15 protein-coding genes are annotated in these 19,284 nt (G+C 68.8%); 5 read left to right on the top strand and 10 right to left on the bottom strand.

The annotated features are described in order from the left end of the window. Positions 1-8 precede the first annotated feature (8 nt). The 9 genes from HV826_RS07290 to HV826_RS07250 form a co-directional block, all read right to left on the bottom strand. Complete coding sequence (locus tag HV826_RS07290; protein ID WP_368670859.1) at positions 9-476, bottom strand: GFA family protein; 468 nt, start codon at positions 474-476, stop codon at positions 9-11. A gap of 95 nt (positions 477-571) precedes the next feature. After that, complete coding sequence (locus tag HV826_RS07285) at positions 572-1,528, bottom strand: alpha/beta fold hydrolase (RefSeq protein WP_176416279.1); 957 nt, start codon at positions 1,526-1,528, stop codon at positions 572-574. 54 nt (positions 1,529-1,582) lie between these two features. Then, a complete protein-coding gene (locus HV826_RS07280) occupies positions 1,583-2,038 on the bottom strand; it encodes an Rrf2 family transcriptional regulator (RefSeq protein ID WP_176416278.1) in 456 nt (151 codons plus the stop codon). Positions 2,039-2,114: 76 nt separating this feature from the next. Next, positions 2,115-2,660 (bottom strand): hypothetical protein, encoded by a 546-nt coding sequence (locus HV826_RS07275; RefSeq protein ID WP_176416277.1) that lies wholly within the window; start codon positions 2,658-2,660, stop codon positions 2,115-2,117. Positions 2,661-2,713: 53 nt separating this feature from the next. Beyond that, complete coding sequence (locus HV826_RS07270) at positions 2,714-3,667, bottom strand: hypothetical protein (RefSeq protein ID WP_255207679.1); 954 nt, start codon at positions 3,665-3,667, stop codon at positions 2,714-2,716. A gap of 333 nt (positions 3,668-4,000) precedes the next feature. Beyond that, entirely contained in the window at positions 4,001-6,001 is a 2,001-nt protein-coding gene (locus tag HV826_RS07265; protein ID WP_368670857.1) for an ArnT family glycosyltransferase, read from the bottom strand. A 151-nt stretch (positions 6,002-6,152) separates the two neighbouring features. Further along, a complete protein-coding gene (locus tag HV826_RS07260; protein WP_176416275.1) occupies positions 6,153-7,133 on the bottom strand; it encodes a hypothetical protein in 981 nt (326 codons plus the stop codon). A 220-nt stretch (positions 7,134-7,353) separates the two neighbouring features. Then, positions 7,354-7,983 (bottom strand): GNAT family N-acetyltransferase, encoded by a 630-nt coding sequence (locus tag HV826_RS07255; RefSeq protein ID WP_176416274.1) that lies wholly within the window; start codon positions 7,981-7,983, stop codon positions 7,354-7,356. A gap of 147 nt (positions 7,984-8,130) precedes the next feature. Further along, positions 8,131-10,731, bottom strand: coding sequence for a right-handed parallel beta-helix repeat-containing protein (locus HV826_RS07250; RefSeq protein WP_255217078.1), 2,601 nt, complete (start codon positions 10,729-10,731; stop codon positions 8,131-8,133). 524 nt (positions 10,732-11,255) lie between these two features. Between HV826_RS07250 and HV826_RS07245 the strand changes: the two genes are divergently transcribed. The 4 genes from HV826_RS07245 (at position 11,256) to HV826_RS07230 (ending at position 17,885) form a co-directional block, all read left to right on the top strand. Continuing rightward, positions 11,256-12,623, top strand: a complete 1,368-nt coding sequence (locus tag HV826_RS07245) for a right-handed parallel beta-helix repeat-containing protein (RefSeq protein ID WP_255217077.1) — start codon at positions 11,256-11,258, stop codon at positions 12,621-12,623. A gap of 384 nt (positions 12,624-13,007) precedes the next feature. Then, positions 13,008-14,927 (top strand): glycosyl hydrolase family 18 protein, encoded by a 1,920-nt coding sequence (locus tag HV826_RS07240; RefSeq protein WP_407938386.1) that lies wholly within the window; start codon positions 13,008-13,010, stop codon positions 14,925-14,927. A gap of 347 nt (positions 14,928-15,274) precedes the next feature. Then, on the top strand, positions 15,275-17,236 hold the full coding sequence (locus tag HV826_RS37015; protein ID WP_176416255.1) for a hypothetical protein: 1,962 nt from the start codon (positions 15,275-15,277) through the stop codon (positions 17,234-17,236). A 154-nt stretch (positions 17,237-17,390) separates the two neighbouring features. Then, positions 17,391-17,885 (top strand): hypothetical protein, encoded by a 495-nt coding sequence (locus tag HV826_RS07230; RefSeq protein ID WP_176416272.1) that lies wholly within the window; start codon positions 17,391-17,393, stop codon positions 17,883-17,885. Between the two features lie 59 nt (positions 17,886-17,944). Here the strand turns inward: HV826_RS07230 and HV826_RS07225 are convergent, their stop codons facing one another. Next, positions 17,945-18,493 carry an SMI1/KNR4 family protein gene (locus tag HV826_RS07225; RefSeq protein ID WP_176416271.1) on the bottom strand — a complete coding sequence of 183 codons (549 nt, stop codon included), beginning with the start codon at positions 18,491-18,493 and terminating at the stop codon, positions 17,945-17,947. A gap of 98 nt (positions 18,494-18,591) precedes the next feature. Here HV826_RS07225 and HV826_RS07220 point away from each other — a divergent pair, with 98 nt between their 5' ends. Further along, positions 18,592-19,245, top strand: coding sequence for a hypothetical protein (locus tag HV826_RS07220; protein WP_176416270.1), 654 nt, complete (start codon positions 18,592-18,594; stop codon positions 19,243-19,245). The last annotated feature ends 39 nt before the right edge of the window (positions 19,246-19,284 follow it).

Here is a 19,284-nt window from a genome sequence, read left to right as displayed (position 1 = left end):
CCCGCGCTTCAGGGGGGACGCGGCGACTCCAGAATCTCCACGTTGGAAATCCAGTTGCGCTTCCGGCGCGCGAGCCGCGTCGCGGCATCCTCGTCGTCGAAGCTGCCCGAGCCGCGGCGAATCCGCGCCGGGTCGATGCCCTCGAACGCGTTGACGTTGACGACCGCGTAGAGCTGGCCGTCGATGAGGCTGGTCACCACGGGGACGACGCCGCACCGGCAACAAGTGTGGAACTCCGCGGTCCGCGTGCCGAAGACATATCGGGAGACCCGTGACGGCTCCTGGACCAAGACCTTGAGCGTCCCCCCAGGATGAGACGTCCAGACCCCCACGTGCCTGGCGCAGAACGAACAACCACAGGCCCGTGCGGGAATCTCGTCCGGGCTCGGCTCCCAGACGAGCGTGAAGGACAGATTCCCGCAGTGGCACTTCCCTGGAATCACCATGAGCGCGACCTCCGTTGCATCGACGCTCACCTATACTTCATCCCGCTCACGCCGCCACGGAGTGAAAGGGATTGCAGCACAGTCGCGCCGCCCTCCGGGCAGCACACCTCCGGAGGGCGCGCGGCTCAGGCCGGCAGCGCCTTCAGGAAGGCCAGCAGCGCGGCGTTCACCTCGGCGGCGCGCTCCTGCTGCACCCAATGCCCCGCGCCAGGGACGACGTGGATGTCGGCCAGGTTCGGCACCAGGGCCTTCATGGCGTCGATGGGTGAGAAGGCACGCACCGGGTCCTTCTCTCCAACCAGGTAGAGCGCCGGCTGCGGGAGGACCGCCGTCGCCAGCTCAGGCAGCTCGTGCCAGTCCCGGTCCATGTTGCGGTAGCGGTTGAGCCCGCCCCGGAATCCACTGCCGGAGAGCTCCTTCGCGAAGTACGCGACGTCCGCCTCGGTGAGCCAGTCAGGCAACGTCTCCGGCACGTCGAGCCCCGCGAGGAAGCCCTCCCCCTTCTGCTTCGCCAGCACGGCGGGATTCGTCACATCGAAGCCGGGGGTGCCGGTGAGAATCGTCCGAACCGTCCTCGGGACGTCCGCCTCGAACTCGGCCTCGGCCACGCCGGGCTCCTGGAAGTAGAGGATGTAGAACCACTTCTCACCGAACATGTGCCGGAAGAGCTGCATCGGCGGCATGGGCGCGCGCCCCAGATGGGGAACGCTCATTCCCACCACCGCGCGGAAGCGGTCGGGATGCAGGGCGGCGCAGCTCCAGGCGAGCGCCGAGCCCCAGTCGTGGCCGATGACGATGGCCGTCTTCTCCCCCAGCGCGTCCAGCAGGCCGACCGCGTCCCCCACCAGCTGCTTCATGCTGTACGCCTCGATGGCCTCCGGCTTGTCGCTCTGGCCGTAGCCGCGGACGTCCGGAGCCACCACGTGGTACCCCGCCGCCGCCAGCGCCGGAAGCTGATGGCGCCACGAGTACCAGGACTCCGGCCAGCCATGCAGGAGCAACACGAGCGACCCCGAACCCGCCTCCGCGACGTGCAGGTTGATGCCATTCGTCTTGACGGTTCGATGCGTGATGTCGGCCATGAGGGCGCTCCGGAGGTGACGGTACGGTGGGGGTGAGCAATCGCATCAGGCGCGTCAGACACGAGGCTTGACGCGCTCCTTCGCGGCGCGAGCGTGACGGCGGCGAACGCCGCGACCCAGGTCCGCCACGGACGTGCTTCGGAGGTGTTGCATGAGCAGCGCCGCGGCCTGGTCCAGCGCCTTTCCCAGCGCATCATTGACGGCCTGCTCCACGAGACAGCCCGGACTTTCATCATGGGGGCCGATACTGAAGAGCGTCGGCGCTCCGAGCGCTTCGTACACGTCCTCCAACGTCACGGTGTCGAGCGTGCGCGCCAGCGACCACCCTCCACCGTGCCCCTTCACCGAGGTGAGGAGTCCTGCGTCCCGAAGTCCGGCCATGGTCCGCCGGACCACCACGGGATTGGCCTTCAGCAGCCGCCCCATCGCCTCTGACGTCACCACGGGGCCCATGCCCTCCATGTGGAGGAGGACATGCAAGGCGACGGAGAGCCGACTGTCGCGTCTCATGCCACTTCATATGTGGCATGAGACGCGGCCAGTCAAGCGGTTCGGCAGGTGGGGTGTCTGAGTGGGGTGTCGGGGCTCAGTAGTTGACCACACCGTTGGGGAGCAGCAGGCGGTGGCTCCCCAGGTCCACGAGGGAGCGCGCTACGTCGAGCTGCACCACCGCGCGGCCACGCAGCGCCAGCTCGTGCACGGGCGCCTCGAAGGTGACCGGAGCGACGCTGGCGTCGACGAAGCCAGAGCCCTCCGCCCGGGCATAGCCGCCCAGCCCTTCCAGTTGGAACGTCACGCGGACGCGCTCCACGCCTTCCGGCACGTAGAAGTAGGCCACCAGGTGCGCGTGGTCGGCCTGGGCCACATCCACGCGGTCTTTCGCCAGCTCCACCTTGAGCGGAGCCCCATTCGCGGTGACGCGGACGGCACCGATGGGGAGCTCCAGCTTGTCGTAGCCTTCCGCCGCGGAGCCGCGGAGCCGCAGCTCGAAGCGCTGCCCGTCCTCCGTCTGGACCGGACCGGAGGGCGCGGGTGGCTCGTCCTGGACGGAGTCGAGCCGCTCAGTGCCCCCACCGCAGGCCGTGAGGGCGAGGGCCGCGCAAACGCACGTCGACAACATGATTTTCTTCATGGCGTGTCTTTCCTTGAGCTTTGAAAGGTGTCTGGAAATGAAGTGGGGACGGCTCAGGGCGAGCAGCTCTGGCCGGAGTTGGAGGTCGGGTCGACGGCGATCGCCTGCGCGGCCTGGGGCGTGGCGGGGCCGGGGATGAAGTTCCCGGGCAGCGGATACGAGTCGCACTGATTGTTGAAGTTATCCACGGGGTCAATCAGCGACGAGATGAGGCCGCAGTCGGTGGTGTTCAGCGCGGCGACCGCGTCCGTGAGCAGCGACGGCGGCGTGGGCGTGGAGCCGAACAGGCGCTGATTGCAGACGCCCACCAGCGTCTGGCGAGCGAGCAGGAAGCGGAGCCGGTCCAGCTGGCTGCGCACCCCTCCCGCCGGGTACATGGCCGGGCTGCCCCACAGGATGCCCTCCGCGGCGGGCAGCGTGACGATGGTGCCGATGGGGCCCAGGTCGATGGGGCCCAGCGCGAGGCACTGCGTGAGCGACAGGATGCGGGTGCTGAAGAAGCCCAGCGTCCGGGTGGCGCTGGTGCACTCCACCGGAGGCGGCTCTTCCCGCTCGCACGTCAGGCGCGCCGAACACATGGCCGAGCCCAGGTCGAACGTCACCCGGAACGTGTTGTCGATGTGGTTGTCCGCGAGGCCGTCCTCCGCGGCGATGGCCACACACTCTTCGTAGCTGCCGATTTGCAGCGCGAATTCCGACGTCAGCGAGCCGTTGACGGGAATGCTCACCGGCGGCGGCGGGGAGAACGTGAAGCCCTCGCTCGACAGCACATCATCGGTCGCCGTCAGCAACACGGACGGCAACGTCGGATGGACGTTGATGACCTTGAAGCTGTAGTTCGCGGTGTAGGGGTATTCGTCCGCCACCACCACCGACGCGCCATTGACCTTCTTCTTGCAAATCAGGTCATGGGCATTCGCGACTCCGCTCCCACCCACCACCGCCGCACATGCCGCGGCAACCCACTGCTGCTTCAGCTTCATCCGCATGGTTCCGACCTCGTTCATGAGCACCAGGCTCGGACGTGGCGGATTTCACCGTTTGTGCCATGTCTGGGAAGACGCGGGGCGACAAGCCCCTGACACAAGGATTCCCCATGGGAGGTAGGTGTTACGCCCTTCCTCTCGCATGATGGAAAAGCACCTCCCACAGTGGGGACCGCATCGGTGGACATGAAGCAACATCAGGTCGCGTCGAGGAGGGTAATTGCCCCACCCGCGACCGGCCGCACGCCCTGCCGACCTGGGCAAACGCTTCCCCTGTCCCGCGAGATGCCTCGGCAGTGAAGTTCCCTGCACCCGACAGGCCTTGGCCCCACGGGGCGTTGCGCCGCTTTTTCCTCAGGCGCCCGGGCGGGAGAACGTCACCCGCTGGCCGTTTGCGCCCAGCTCCAGCTGCGTCACGTCCGCGCGAGGAGGCCCCAGCACGGGCACGATGAACCAGCTGGCGCGTCGCAGCGCGGCGTCCCTTCGCAGCGCGGCGCCAGGCTCCAGCATGCGCTCCACGCTTCCGCCGGGTCCGTGGAAGACGACGCGCAGCGCGCGCGGAGCCCCCCGGGCGCGGACGTAGAAGGCATACCGGTCACGGCCTCCACCTGCGTGGCCCGCCGCGACGCCCAGCACCTCCATGTCCTTCTCACGGAAGGCCAGCGGAATGACCCCGTCGGGCAGCGGCGCGGGTTCGGACCGGGGGGCCTCCAGGTCGTAGGCTCGCAGCGCGGCATCCGGCGGCACACCGGGGACGGGGGCGTAGCGCTCCGCGAGCGGCGAGACGAGGTAGGGGTGATAGCCGCGCCTGCGGGCACTCACGATGTCTGGCGGCCGCCGGTACGTCATACGATTGCTCCAGAACATGAGGCTCAGGTACTCCATGGAGTGGGGCACGTCCGAGTCCTGCGCGAGGAAGAGGACACTGCGCGCCGGCGTCTGCTGTTCGAGCGCGCGCCCCACCTCCCGGGAGTAGGTGACATACAAGTCGTCCAGGTGCTCGGACTGGTAGCGCGCCTTCGCCACCGGGAAGGTGACGGCCAGCAGCCACGCGAGCACGCCCGAGGCCAGGAGCCCCAAGCCCAGGGGCGCCCAGGACAGCTTTCGCGGCAGGCGCCAGCACACGAGCGCGACGAGCAGCGCCGCGGCGGAGGCCACGACCAGTCCCTCTGCGAGCCCGGGTCGCTCGCGCGTCTGCGCCAGCACCGCGGGGAGCACGGCGCGGACACCACCGAGCATGGGCAGGTGCTTGACGAGCCACGGCGTGGCGACCGCGGCCAGGAGCGCCGCCGCGAGCGAGGGGTGGCGTCTGGCATCCGAGCCCGCGATGGCCAACGCGGCCAGGACGGCGGGCACCGCGCCCCAGGCGATGGCGGGGACCTTCACCACGCTCAGCGACAACACGAGCCAGGTGGCCCCCACCCACAGCGCGAGCCCCACCACCTCCAGCTCCCGCCGGCGCACTCCGCGCACCAGCAGCCACACGAAGGCGAGCAGCGGCAACACCGCGGGCAGCGGCGCAAGGCTCTGGGTGTTGACCTCGTTCAGGAGGGCATCCACCGGCCGGTGCCAGGGCCCCACGTCCACCGTCGGGTCGGCGAAGAGGTGGGCGCGCGTCACCCGCGCCTCCAGGTCATGCAGCTCCGGCCAGCGCCATGCGGAGTAGACGCTCCACGGCGCCGCCAGGAGCACGGCCGCGCCCACCATGGCCACCACCGTGCTGAACCTCGGCCCCGGGCAGAAGCGCAGCCGTCCCAGCGCCCACAGCGTCGCCGCGATGCCCAGGGGCGTCAACGCGAGCCCCGTCTTGCAGAGGAAGCCCAGCCCCACGGCCGCACCCGCCGCCAGGCCCCAGCGCCACGAATCCTGACGCGTGGCATGGAACAGGAGCGCCACCGCGACGGCGTTGCAGCCCGTCAGGGTGCAATCCGTCACGTCGCCGAAGATGCGTCCCTGGACGAGCTGCCAGCCAAAGGGCATGGAGAGGAAGCCCGCCGCGCCCAGCACGGCCCAGAAGCGCCCGGCGGGCCCGCGCGCGATGAGGAAGATGGACACCGCCGCGGCCAGGTGCCCCAGGAGCGAGGCCAGCCGCAGCGCCAGCGGCGTCACGCCCACCACGTGCATCATCAGCGCGCCGAACCAGAAGGGCCCCGTGGGCTTGTGCATCCACACGTGCGCGGCCCACCAGTGGCGAGGGTCCGCGGAAAAAATCGGGTCCTTGTAGATGTGCGGCGTGAAGAAGGTGTCGTACGTGCCGCGCGCGGCGGCCTGATGCATCGCCTCGTCCCAGATGTAGATGGCCGGGTGCGCCAGGTGGGGCGCCAGTTGGGCCAATCCCCAGACGACGAGCGCCACGATGAGCAGTCCATCGAGACGCTTTTGAAAGACGTCAGGGGGCGCGGCGGCAGTCGGGGCGTCGGTGCTCATCGGGGCAAGGCGTGGGGATAGCACCCCGAACCCGCCAGCGTCACCCGGAGCCGCGCGTCGAGCACGCTCGAGGGGCGGCTCAGACGAGGTTCTTCATGCGGACGACCAGGTTCGTGTCGCCGCTCCCCAGCGTGCTCGCATCGTCCGTGGGGATGACGTAGCCCTCATCGGCGCCCACGTGCTTCCGGTAGAAGTCCACGACGCCAGCGTCCTGGACGTTGGACGTGGTGCTCTTCTTGATGCCGTACGCGGAGCCGTCCGCGTTGCGCGCCTTGATGGAATCCGGCGCGGCTGACAGCAGGTCGTCATGCGTGCCCGACACCCGGCCGCCCTCCTCCGGCTGCATCGTCATCGAGGCGTTGTGGCCCTCGATGTAGCTCACGTCGTAGTACGTCTTGCCGAAGCCCCCGTCGAACTTGACCTCGCCCAGCGTGGCCGCGCTGCCGTCACCGGACGTGCTCCGGAAGTTGCCGGACCAGTTCTCCGGGAACTGGAGCGTCTGCGTCTTGCCCGGCGCCAGGGTGACGGAGTCCAGCTCCTTCTCCCCTGCGTTGGGAGTGAACTTGATGGTCATCGGCGTGTTGCCGTCGTTGGTGAAGGTGATGGTGTTGCCATCCTTCGACACACCCGGCGCGCCCGTGGGGCCCGCGACGGCCTTCGCCTGCGAACCGGCCGCAGCGGCGGGGGCAGCCGGAGCGGGCCGCGCCGGTTCGAAGCGGTCCACCTCGCGGTTGGCTGGCGCGCTGCCCGCGCCCTTCGCTTCGGAGACCGGGTGAGCGCCGCCCTGCGGACGCGAGGCACCCTCGCCGCCCAGCACGCGGGTGGCCTCCGTCAGCAGCTGGGCCAGCCGGGAGAGGTTCTGCGTCAGCGCCTCCACGCCCTGCCCCTTCGCCGCCCCCCCCGGCCCATCAAAGCCGTCGCGCTGGAACAGCTGCCGCAGCGGGTCCATCTGCCCCGCCCCCGTCAGGGACTGCCGCGGCGCCGCGGGGCGCTCCATTCCGGAGGCGCGCTGGAGGGTGGGGCTGGAGACGCACGAACGGGAGACGGGGGAGAGCGCCATGGCGAGGGGTCCTCGGCTTGGGGTGGATGCCGCCACGTAGAGCAGGGGACGTGCCATGTCCCACCTCCCCACCGACCTCCGCACAACCTCCTGAAATCGCTCAGGGAGGGCGCTGACGACGGCCGCACGGCGTCACGCCTGAAGGGCGGCGTCCTGGTGACTCGCGCACCTGCCTGGTGTTCGCTGTCACCACCCCGGCCCGGCGCCCTGAGCCAAAGGCCTACAGCAGCTTCTGCCCCAGCACGTCGAACGCCTCCAGGTTGCTCGCGGCCGCGGGGCTGGCCCGGTAGTCCTCCGACAGGAGGGTCCAGAGCATGAGGTCGCGCCACGTTCCGTCAGCGGCCCGGAGGCGCTGCCGCAAGGTGCCTTCGTGGGTGAAGCCCAGCTTGCGGGCCACCGCGATGCTCGGGACATTGAGCGGTTCGCAGTGAATCTCCACCCGGCGCAGGCCCTCCAGCTCGAACGCGACACGGGTGAGCGCCGCCGCCACTTCGGTCGCCAGCCCCTGGCCCGTGTGCTGGGCCGCGATCCAATACCCTATCTCCCGAGTCCCCTCGCCCCCACGGGGATGCAGCCCGCAGCCGCCCAGGACCTCCGTCCCACTCCGGTCGAACACGGCATAGGTGAAGTCTTGTCCCAGGTCGAAGCTCCCGCGAAAGCGCCGCAGGACGGCGGCCTGCTGCGTCACGCTCATCGGGTAGTCGCCCGCCCAGGGCAGCCAGGGGCGCAGATGTTCAAGGCTGGCGTCAATGGCGCGGAGCGCACGCGCGGCGTCAGCGGGTGACCAGCAGCGGAGCAGGGTTCGCGCGGTCTGGAGGGTGTACGCGGGCCCGGAGGGAGTCGGAGTCATGACGAACCAGTGGAAGTGGAAGGGACCTTGGCCCCTTCCATCCCACGGAGTCTACGACAGAGTCGGAAGCCAGACAGGCCCGGGGCCACGAGCAACGCGACGGCCACGGCCTTGGCTTGTTCAATGCCTCGGCGCCCCCCGTTTCGTCTAACGCACCATGTGCCGCTGGGATGCGCTCACCCCATCACCTCGCACCTGCACCTCCAACGCCCCTGCCTGCGCCGCGCGGAAATAGAACACCGCTTCCTGCTGCGGCCCCTCCAGAGACATGGCGCCGCTGCCATTCAAAGGCACCAGGGCCTGCGTACACGCCGCGTCCCGGAAGAAGGTCACTTCTCCGACGTCGCCCTGCGCCTCCACCAGCAGCGTGGACGTAGCCAGGGCGGACAGATTGCCCAGGGCGTCCTGGCTCTGCACCACCAGCGCCGCTGAGCACGCGCCCGCCGCCACGTCTTGCGGGGGTGTGAGGAAGGCCACCTGCGCCGCCGCGTCCGCCACCACGTCCACATCGAAGGTGACACCCGGCAGCGTATCCCTGGCATAGCCCGCGCCACTGACGCGGTTGCGGCTGATGACGTTGGCCCCGCCCAGGTCCGAGATGCCCGCCTGGTACGGCACGCCGTTCGCAACCACGTCATGGCTCAACGTGTTCTCCACCACGAGCAGCCGTGAGGATTGCGCCAGCGGCCCGCCGTCCGCCTCCGCTTGCGACAGGTCGATGCCAACGTCGTTCGCCTCCAGCGTGTTGCCCTGGATGAGGACGTCCTCGCACACCGGGCCGCCGTAGTAGGCCCCACCCGCGACGAGGATGCCGGCCGCCACATAGCCGGTCCCCGAATAGACGTTGCCGGTGACGCGGTTGCCCAGCACCTGTCCCGTGGCGCCGAAGCTCAGCTGGATGCCATTCCTGGCGATGACCGCCGATGGACCGCCGCCCTCCACCACGTTGTCCTCCACGGCCACGTCCACCCGGCCCGAGGCCACGACGCCCGCCTTCTGGTAGCCCACGACGTGGTTGCGCATGACGTCCACCTGGACCACCCGGGAGGCGTCCTGGGCGTTTCGCACCTCGATGGCCACGCCCTCCTGGCAGGCGCCCCGTCCCTCATCCTGATGCAGCGCGCGCACCTCGCTGTCGGTGATGGAGCCGCTCGCCCCGATGAAGCGGATGCCACTCAAGCCGGCCTCACCCGCGTCACAGGCCAGCTCCGACAGGCCGCGCGACTCCACCGCCACGTCGTGGACGTGGGCCGTGTCTCCCCGGTTGCGGAGCACCGCCCCCTGGAAGCGGCCTCCTGCGGGGTCCACCGCCGTCACCACGTGTCCGGCGCCGTCAAAGGTGACTCCCTCCGGGATGTACAGCGTGCCCTCCGTCGTGCAGTCCGCCGTCAGCGTCACGCGGCCGTCCTCCCACCGGGCGGAGCAGGGAGGAAACGCTCCACAGCGCCGGTCGTCCCAGCGAATCTGGAACAGGTGCGTCGCGCTCATCCCCGACACATTCGTGACGGTGAGCCGCACCGAAGGCTCCACGTCCGCCGGGATGCAGGACAGCGCGGACCAGCGCACCTCGCCCCGCGTCCCGTCCTGGGTGGCGGTTTCCAGGAGGCCGGTGTTCGCGGACCACTGGAAGGTGAGGGCCTCACCACGCGGGTCCTCCGCCACCGCCTGGAGCAGGACGGGCTCCGCGCCCAGGGCCTGCGTCCGCGACTGGGCCGTGGAGACGATGATGGGCGGCAGCCGCTGCACCACACACACGTCCACCGAGCCGACGTGCTCACCGCCGCGGTCATCCCGCATCGTGACGTGGAACTGGCACGCGCCACAGGCCCCGGAGGGCGGCGTGGACGGCGTGAAGCGAGGCGACCGCGCGTTCGCGTCGTCGAACGCGCCGTCGCAGCTCGCCGTCCACGCGTAGGTCAGCGCATCTCCATCCTCGTCCCGGCCCTCCGCCTGGAGCTGAAGGGAGTCGCCGTACTGGACCTCGCCGGAAGGGAGGGAGCCCAGCTCCACCAGCAGCGGCCAGCGGTTGAAAGCGGCCGCGCCGTCCGCGCCGAAGCCATGGTCCCGAGCCACCCGCACCGGGAAGTCCAGCGTGGCCCCCAGGCCCACCGCGTTCGTCACCTGGAGCGTCAACGTGACGACGCCGGACGCCTCCGGCGCCGTCCAGACCGGCGCCGGGGCGCTGGCGTCACTGAAGCTTCCAGCCGACGCCCGCCAGGCATACGTGAGCGACCCATCCCCGGACGCGGCCTCCGCCACCGCGCGCAGCGCCACCTCCCCTTCGGGCCGGACCTCCGCCAACGACCCCAGCACCGCTCCGATGAAGGGCGCGCCGGGCGCGCCAGAAGCGGTGGCTCGCGGGACCAGGACGACCAGCGCCGTCCGGTGCGCGCCTATCACCACGTTCGGAACGTCGATGTGGGCCAGGACCTCACCGCCATCGCCTCGGACGGTGGCACTGGCCTCCGCCTCCCGTCCGGAGGCAACCCGCCGCACCAGCCCCTGCCACAGGCCGTCGCCACGAGAGAGCACCGCGCCCGCTTCTTCTCCCTCCACGGGCTTGAGCGTGGCGCGGACCTCCGTGACGGACCCGGACGCAAGCGCGCGCGGCAGCACCACCATCACTCGCGCCGACGCGGAGGGCTCCAGGTGGATGGGCAGCGGGTCCTCCAGGTGACACCCCACCGTGGCCACCAGCCACAACAGGCCCGCGAGGCGCCAGGGGTTCTGCGTGTCCAAGGGACTCATCACGGCATCCTCCAGGTGGGACAGGAATTCGAAACTTTACCGGGAGCCTCCCGGTGGCGCGAGGAACCAGCCTTCCATGCAACGCGTCAGCGGACCTTCCGGCGAGCCCCCCTCCAGGGCCACCTTCCCGTTGACTGCGCGACGTGGACGCTGGCGCCACGCCCTGACCCAGCGCACGGGGCGTCATCCTACCTTCACCTCTCCGAACTCCATTGCCTCCCAATCACATCCACCCCCACCTGGACATCTCACCAAGACTCGAGCAGGGGGGACGTGTCCACATCCAGCGCCGCCGACATCCGTGGAGTCCATATTACGCCGCACGACTTCACACTATCGATGCCTTCTCACCGAGCACTCGCTCAGAGAGAGGGAACTGTATGAGTCGAAGTCGATGGCGGTATTTCGGAAGCATCCTGGTTGGAGCCCTTGCACTGCCAGTCGTTGGGTGCGCGGGCGAGGAACCCAGCCACGCGGCACTCCAGAGCAGCCCGGGTGAGGACCTCCACACAGCGGAGCTGAGCATGGCGTCCCTCCAAGAGGGCTTCCAGGACGCCTCCTGCGGGTACGTCCCCTGCCCTGTCTTCGTGAACGGAAACGTCCTGACGCTGGCAGGAACCTGCGCCACCTCCTCCACCCTGCTCATACCGGATGGGTACATCCTGAATGGAGCAGGGCACTTCATTATCGCGCTGGACCCGCCAGGAGGCCACTTCACCGGTCCTATCGCGCGCAACTGCGGCGGCAGCGCGTTCTACGTCAATCTCGGGCTCATGGCGATGGGCCTTTCAAACGTCTGCGACGCGGGCGATGACACACTCGCTGGGATCCGGTTCGACAATGCTTCCGGCTCCGTCATCAGCACCCAGTTCTTCAACATCCGGCAGGGGGCCGGAACCGGAAGCTGCCAGGAGGGCGTTGGCGTCTTGATTCGCAACCAGGACTCCCTGGGTCCGACTCAGTTCGTCGGCGTGCAGAACAGCCTCCTGCTGGGCTACCAGAAAGCCGGTGTCGTGGCGACTGGCAACGTCTCGGTGAACATCACCGCGAACCGGTTCATGGGCGCGGGGGCCATTGGCAATATCGCCCAGTCAGGAGTCCAGGTCGGATTGGGCGCCACCGGCCAAATCATCAACAACACCATCTCCGGCCACTCCTACACCGGCGACGGCGTGGCCAGCGGCATCCTCGTCTACGGGGGGGCGCTGTACGGAGGCCCCTTGTCGTCGAACATCCTCATTCAGGACAACCACCTGTTCAACAACGACATCGGAGTCTACCTGTCCCAGGGCAACGAGAATGAAGACCCTCCGGCGACGCAGACGAACATCCAGGTCGTGGACAACCTGCTCCACTTCGACAGTGTGACGAATGGCTACGTCTACCAGGCCGGTATCTCTGACCTGGGGACGGCCAATGTCATTCACTCCAACGTCATCACCGGCGCGGGGTATGACCCGGCCACCCTCCCCGGCTCCACCTTCGCCGTGGATGTGCTCGCGGGTCCCGCCGCGAGTCTTGCCTTCCTCACTCCGCCGCGGCAGGTCCCCGTGGGATTCTGCTCCGGCCCGCTCATCGTCCAGACCCAGGACTCGAGCGGAAACCTGACGACTCCCACCACGACGGCCTTCAATGTCACCGCGGTGGGGCCGGCCTCCCCCGGCATCCAGTTCTACGCCGACTCCGCCTGCGCGGGCCCCGCCGTGACGACGCTCGACCTGGCGAACCCCCAGGCCCAGGGCCACTTCTACTTCCGAGCCACCACGCCGGGCAGCGTCACCGTCTTCGTCTGGAATTCGGACTGGACACAGGCCCAGGCGCAGCTGGTCTTCATCCCCCTGGACCCGGCGACACCGCTCGCCAGCGCCCCACGGATGGAGCCGCGACACTGACCTGATGCCCGGGCGGCCAGGCGGCTCGCCCACGCGCTGGCCACCCGGGCCGCCGTCAGCAATAGACATACAAATACAACTCACCATCAAGACGCCCCGAGACGAGGCGGCCGCGCTGGGCCGACTGAGGAAATGTCCCCGTCTCCCTGGCCCCGGAAGGCGCCTCTTGGGCGCTCGGATGCGGAGTCCGAGACAGCACCAGACAAACACATTTCAACTGTCACATTGAAACCCATTCAAGCGACCTCGAGGAGGGCTTTGCCTTGAAGGGCTCCTTCCCCAGGTTGCCGGAGGCCCGTCAATTTCAGTCAAGCAACGAGACCGTGTAGCACGGCTCACCGCGAATGAGTGAGCAACTCCAGCGGGCCTCGACAGGAGAAGCGAATGAACCGGTTGGTCGTATGGTTGGCTTCATGGATGGCCATGGTCCTGGCTTCTGGCGGCAGCGCGGCCTGGGCCGCCCAGGCGGCAGCAAGGCCTCCCGCGGCAGTGGTTGACAGGGACGAAGGCGTTCCGCCTGGGTGGGTCCCCGTCACGACGAGTTGGATCTACCGCGACGCCATGGAAGCACCGTGGCAGGACTACTCCTGGGCCCCCCGCTCGCTCACCAACACCTCCCCCGTCGCGGCGGGGCGCTACTCCATCTCCGTAACGATGCGCGCCTGGGAAGCGCTGTACTTCAATACATCGCCGCTCACCTCGAACGCGGGGATGACGCTCACGCTGCGCGTGCATGGCGGGACGTCCGGCAACAACGTGGTGCTGCTGGCCCGGGCCGTGGTGAACGGCGTCTTCACGCCTGGCACCGAGCTGGGGCCGTACTGCACCGGAGGCCGCATCCGCGCCAACACCTGGGCGACGTGCACCGTCCCCATCTCCCTCCTGGCGCCGCAGGGGGCACAGGTGACGGGCCTGGTGCTCCAGGAAGGCCGGGGCCTGAGCCTGCCCACGCTCTACTTCGACGAGTTGGGCGTGCGTGGCATCCCCGCGCCGCCGCCGCCAGTGGAAGTGGCCATCAGCCCCACCTCCGCCACGATTCCGGCCGGGGGGACGCAGGCCTTCACGGCCACGGTGACGGGCAGCACCAACACGGCGGTGACGTGGTCCGTGCAGGAGGGCGCGGAGGGAGGAACCATCACCCAGGCGGGCCTGTACACCGCCCCGGTCACCGGGGGCACCTACCACGTGGTGGCGACGAGCCAGGCCGCCCCCACGAAGTCGGCGGTGGCCACCGTCACCGTCCAGAGCACGCCGCCGCCGCCGAGCGGCAAGTGGGTGTCGGGCTACTACACCGGCTGGAACTCGGACCTGTACCCGCCGGAGAAGGTGGACTTCTCCGCGCTCACGCACATCCTCGTGGGCCGCGTCACCCCCAATCCGGATGGGACGGTGAACACCCAGTTCGACAACTCGAACGGCCCGGCCATCGCGCGGACGCTGTCCACGCGGGCACACGCGGCCGGACGCAAGGCCATCATCATGGTGGGCGGCGCGGGTGAGCACGACGGCTGGGTGGGCGCGGCGTCCAACGCGAACCGCGCCCGGTTCGTCCAGAGCCTGCTCAACGCGATGGATACCTTTGGCTATGACGGCCTGGATATCGACTGGGAGCCGGTGGAACAGGCGGACAAGCCGGCGTTGCTCGCGCTGATTCAGGCGCTGCGCGCGGCCCGGCCGCAGATGCTGCTCACCATGCCCATTGGCTGGGTCAACAGCAACTTCCCCGAGGATGCGGACCCGTGGTTCAACAACCTGGTCCCCTACCTGGACCAGATGAACGTGATGTCCTACGAAATGACGGGCCCCTGGGGCGGCTGGCTGTCCTGGTATACCTCCGCGCTGACGGGAGCGTCGGGCTACCACCCCACGTCCGTGGCCTCCAGCCTCAGCGCCTGGGCCAACGCCGGCATCCCCAAGAGCAAGCTGGGCATGGGCATCCCGTTCTATGGCATGGCGTGGCGGAACATCACCGGCCCGTATCAGCCGTACACGGACTGGTCCGACTACGTGGGCAGCGACAACTCCTTCACCTACAGCAAGATTCTCCAGCTGTCGGCGACGGGCGTCTATCACTGGGACGAGGCGGCGCAGGCCAGCTACGTCACCTTCGAGGTCCCCGTGGAGGACGGCACGGTGCGGTGGATTTCGTATGACTCACCGCAAGCCATTGCCGCCAAGGGCGCCTTCACCCATGACAACGGCTACGGAGGCACCATCATCTGGACCATCAACCAGGGATGCACCGACCCGCAGACCGGCGCCAATCCGCTGCTCGACGCTGTGAAGGACGCCTTCCTGCCATGAGCCTGTGAGGGAAGGAACCACACGGTGCACGCAGCGCGGCCCATGACTCCACGAGAAATGCCCTCCCTGGGGTGTCGAGTCGCCCCGGTGAGAAGCAACGGCCACTGCCGGCACGCGCGGGCATTGACGAGACACCAGGACACCTGTTCCCGGGGGCACGAGCGCCAGGCTCGCCTGCCCCCGCGACGGGGCCGCGAATCTTCCCACTGACACCTCTGGAGCGGCACCCCGATTGCTCAAGGCCGCCCACGGTGGATGCGTGACTGCCCACACAGGGCATCGCGGGGTCCACGGCGGGTCAGGGCAGCACACGGAGGCAGACAGTGATGCGTTACGGGTGGAAGGCAATGGCTGGCGCAGTGGGTCTGTGGGTCGTCACGGGGTGTGGCGCGGCCCCCCAGCCTGAGGACACGGAGGCCGCGGCGACGAGCGAGCAAGCGCAGGCGGCGACTTGGGAGGCGGACCTGCCCAGGGTCCCCACGGAGCAGGACGTCGCGTGGGAGCTGGACATCTACCCGATGACGGGCATGGGCGACCTGTCGCCCTTGAGCCTGGCGAAGTTCTGGACCTACGAGCGCTTCATCATCAACGGCGACAAGGGTATCTGGACCCGTCCCGAGTTGGAGCGGGAGCTGCTGGCGAAGGCGGAGGTGGACGAGTGCTTCTCTTCCATTGGCGGGCCCATCAGCCAGCCGCCCTGCGCGCCGGGCACGAAGCCCAAGCGCAACCAGGCCTACGTCTGGGGGCTGGCCAAGGCGGACAAGTCCCTGTGGTTCGGCACGGTGGCGAACACGCTGTGCCTGGTGCAGCAGGGCTTCCTCGGCTTCGCCACGCCCCAGGAGAACCCCTTCTGGGTGTGTGAGTTCGGCGCCAGCCAGTCCGGCACCGGCGACTTCCGCCCGCCGAACCTGCAGCGCTACCAGTTGGACACGGGCGTGCTGTCTTCACTCAATGGAAGCCTGCCCTTGGGGGCGGAGGTGCTGCGGCGCACCACCGTGGGCCTGCGCTCCGTCGGCGCGCAGGACGGCGTCGTGTTCCTGGCCGGCCCCAGCGTCGTCGCGGGCATCAACCTGTTCGCGTTCGACTCGGCCACCGGGGCCTTCCTGGGCGCGAGGAACTTCCTGCAGTACAACAACATCCGCGAGTGGGTGAACGTCCGCGGGGCGCTCTACACCGGCGTGGCGTACAGCGTGGTGCTGGGCAACGCGCCGGGCGGCGCCGTGCTCCGGTGGCGCGGCGCGAGGTCCACCAACCCCGCGGTCCTCTTCAACTTCGAGGTCGTGGGGCAGACGGACGCGGAGGTGGCCAATCTGGTGGAGCACGCCGGCCGCATCTACGTGACGACGTGGCCCACCTTCACCACGGGGGGTTCGCCGTCGCCGCTGTCGGCGCGCTTCACCGGCGTGTGGCGCAGCCCCCGCCTGGAGCAGAGCGGGCTGGATGCCGGGGACGCCAACGGCTGGAGGAAGGTCTGGGACATCCGCGACTATGAGCCGGACCTGCTGGCCGCGGCCACCACGGGCGGCGGCGCGGTGGCGTCGTTCGACGGGCGGCTGTACTGGGGCACCATGCACGTCCCCTTCCTCGCCACGTCGATTGCCCTGGGGGCGCACGCCTCGGGACTTTTGGACCTGGACGCGGACGGCAACGGCAGCCTCGGCTGGCTGGAGTTGCTGAACACCGCGCTGGGCACCCACCGCTCCACGTCCGTCTTCCAGAGCGATGAGCTGGGCAACCAGGATGAGCAGGTTCGGGTGATTTACGGCGAGAAGTACCTGCCCAGGTACTCGCCCGCCGCCAAGGGCTACACCATCGCGTTCAACGCCTTCCACCGCAACCGCCTGGAGAATCCCGACCCGCGTTGGGGCTCCTCCGGCCTGGGGAACTTCTTCAACGCGTACACCTGGTCGTTGAAGGTCCACGACAATGACTTGTACCTGGGCACCTTCGACTGGAGCCAGGTGGCGCGCGTGGGCCTGCAAGAGGTCCTTGGAGGCGGAACCCTGCCGCCCATGGCCCCGCCCGCCATCGCCGCCAGCGTCACCTCCGTCGAGGACGCGCGCCGCGCCCACCATGACTACCTCCGGCTGCTCAACATCGCGCTGCCGAAGCAAGGGGCGGACCTCTTCCGCTTCGAGAACCGCAACAAGAGCGCGGTGGCGGAGTCGCTGAGGGGCCTGGGCAACGACACGAACTACGGCGTTCGCACGCTGGTGAGCGGCAAGAAGGCGCTCTACGTCGGCACCGCGAACCCGATGAACCTCCATCCGGACGGCGGCTGGGAGCTCCTCCAGCTGAAGAAGGACTGAGGCGGCCTTACCCCGGTCGAGGCCCAGGCCCACGACGCCTGGGCCGCGACCGGGGTGCCATGAATGGAGAATTCCTATCAGAGTGCAGTCAAGACTCCGTGTCAGCCCATGGGGGGTGGATTCGCAAGCCTGGAGGAGGGGCTAAATAGGATGCATGACCCTCTCCTCCCAGTTTTCCATTGCCGCCCTGAGTCTGTCTTTCCTTGCACCGCTGTCCGCCCTGGCGTCCGGGAACACGGTCGCCAACGCGTATGTGGACGTCTCCGCCTACCTGACGTCGGAGGCGGACATCGAGGCGTGGTACCAGCTCAGCGCCTCCCTCAAGCGGAACTTCGATGACATCTGTGGCGACACGTTCTGTGAGGGCGAGTACAGCAACATCGAGTCGCTGCGCTTCCGCTGCTCCGTGAATGCCCTGACGGGCCGAATGGGCCAGTGTGTCTGGGTCTTCGCCGCCAGCAACGAGGAGGTCGACCCGGCGACGGGCGCGGTGACGGTGGATGCGCAGACGTGGGCCTGCCAGGTGCCGCTCGCGCCGCGCACCACGATGCAGCAGCTCCTGGCGGCGCTCGCGGGCACGTCTCCGCTCTACGCCACGCTGCCGCGCACCCAGACCACCATCTATGAGGGGCTGGGCGACTGCCTCTAGAGCGGGCCGCTCGGCGGTTCGACGCAGCCCGTGCCGAAACACGGGCCTTCCGCCATGCCTTACGCTTCCGCGAAGTTCTCGATGAGCTCGTCGATGACGCTGACGATGTGCGCCGAGAAGTCCGTGAAGTGCTTGGCGTGCTTCGTCCCCAGGAGCTTGGGAAGCGCGAAGCGCTCGTCGTGGTAGTAGCCCACGACGCCCATCTCCCCCTCCGGGGTGACGTCGCGCGGATTGAAGCACCAGAAGTTGTCCACCGCGTCGTCATCCGCGCGCTGGAAGAACAGGGCCTCGTTGATGGCCTCCTCGACCTCCGGGTCGTCACCATCCACCGCGTCCGACGCATCCGGCGACGCCGCGCGCAGGAAGCCCGGCTCCTCCATGCCGATGAGCTCCCGCCCGCCGTGCAGCACCTTGAAGGTGCCGTAGGTGCTGATGAAGTGCACGTAGCTGGGAGGCAGCTTCAGCTTGAACTTCGCCTCCAGCTTCGCCACCTCTTTGACGGTCACCGGCTTGGAGAACTCCACGTCCATGTCCTCCACCTCCTCCGCCAAGGACTTGAGGCGCTCCACCGCTTCAGCCACCGCATCCCCATTCGACGTCTTTGCCATGATGCGCGCACACTAGCGATTTCGTGGACCCCGCCAAGTCCCTTCAGTGAAGCAGCGCCCTTGCCCGCGAAGAAGGCCCCAGGCATAGGCTGCGCCTCATGCACGAGCAGGCGCTGCAGTCGCGTTATTGGGAGTTGCTGGAGAGCGTGGAGGCCTGGGCGAAGGGGTTTGGCGGGAGGCTCGTCCTGGGCCCGCCCGTACCGGATGAGGACATCGACCTGGTGCCGGAGCTGCTCGGCCTCCCGTCATCCAATGGAAGGCCCGTGCTGCCCGCGGGACTCCGCGAATTCTGGCGGCGCTGGGCCTTCGCGCGCGTCGAGGTCCGCGACTGGGATGATGGCGGCGCCTGGACGCCCCTGCCCGCCAACTTCCGGGTGTACTCACCGGATGACGTGCTGGAAGAGACGCGCTGGGTCCGCATCCCCTCGGACGTGACGCGGGACAACCGCCCCCTGTCCACCACGCACCTCTACGCGCTCGCGGCGGGCGACGTGCTGCCTCGGGACGCGCAGTGGTGTGTCGCGGCGAGCGGAAGCGCGTTGACGTCGCCCGCCATCGTCCTCAACCACATGGGCGAGCTGACGTGGGCACGGCTCCAGGACTCGGGGCAGTTCGTCTGGGAAGCGCAGCAGGCGGCGCAGAGCGCCACCTTCACGACATTCCTGGACTGGTTCGAGCACTACGTCCGGCACACGTGCAAGCTCGCCCCCGACGCCCTCTATCCAGACGGCGTCACGGCCCGTCCGGAGTAGCGCCGCCAAAGGAGGAAGGCGGAGGCCCCGGTGTGGCCT

This window comes from Myxococcus sp. AM010 (assembly GCF_013372585.1).
In the GTDB taxonomy this organism is placed as follows: domain Bacteria; phylum Myxococcota; class Myxococcia; order Myxococcales; family Myxococcaceae; genus Myxococcus; species Myxococcus vastator.
This window is presented reverse-complemented; position numbering and strand designations above follow the sequence as displayed.

What these genes read in the sequence shown, in the direction of transcription:
- HV826_RS07280 (WP_176416278.1), bottom strand. Translation starts at nt 2,038, where the DNA reads ATGAGACGCGACAGTCGGCTCTCCGTCGCCTTGCATGTCCTCCTCCAC.
- HV826_RS07220 (WP_176416270.1), top strand. Translation starts at nt 18,592, where the DNA reads ATGCACGAGCAGGCGCTGCAGTCGCGTTATTGGGAGTTGCTGGAGAGC.
- HV826_RS07270 (WP_255207679.1), bottom strand. Translation starts at nt 3,667, where the DNA reads ATGAACGAGGTCGGAACCATGCGGATGAAGCTGAAGCAGCAGTGGGTT.
- HV826_RS07260 (WP_176416275.1), bottom strand. Translation starts at nt 7,133, where the DNA reads ATGGCGCTCTCCCCCGTCTCCCGTTCGTGCGTCTCCAGCCCCACCCTC.
- HV826_RS07255 (WP_176416274.1), bottom strand. Translation starts at nt 7,983, where the DNA reads ATGACTCCGACTCCCTCCGGGCCCGCGTACACCCTCCAGACCGCGCGA.
- HV826_RS07230 (WP_176416272.1), top strand. Translation starts at nt 17,391, where the DNA reads ATGACCCTCTCCTCCCAGTTTTCCATTGCCGCCCTGAGTCTGTCTTTC.
- HV826_RS07245 (WP_255217077.1), top strand. Translation starts at nt 11,256, where the DNA reads ATGGCGTCCCTCCAAGAGGGCTTCCAGGACGCCTCCTGCGGGTACGTC.
- HV826_RS07240 (WP_407938386.1), top strand. Translation starts at nt 13,008, where the DNA reads ATGAACCGGTTGGTCGTATGGTTGGCTTCATGGATGGCCATGGTCCTG.
- HV826_RS37015 (WP_176416255.1), top strand. Translation starts at nt 15,275, where the DNA reads ATGGCTGGCGCAGTGGGTCTGTGGGTCGTCACGGGGTGTGGCGCGGCC.
- HV826_RS07275 (WP_176416277.1), bottom strand. Translation starts at nt 2,660, where the DNA reads ATGAAGAAAATCATGTTGTCGACGTGCGTTTGCGCGGCCCTCGCCCTC.
- HV826_RS07285 (WP_176416279.1), bottom strand. Translation starts at nt 1,528, where the DNA reads ATGGCCGACATCACGCATCGAACCGTCAAGACGAATGGCATCAACCTG.
- HV826_RS07250 (WP_255217078.1), bottom strand. Translation starts at nt 10,731, where the DNA reads ATGAGTCCCTTGGACACGCAGAACCCCTGGCGCCTCGCGGGCCTGTTG.
- HV826_RS07225 (WP_176416271.1), bottom strand. Translation starts at nt 18,493, where the DNA reads ATGGCAAAGACGTCGAATGGGGATGCGGTGGCTGAAGCGGTGGAGCGC.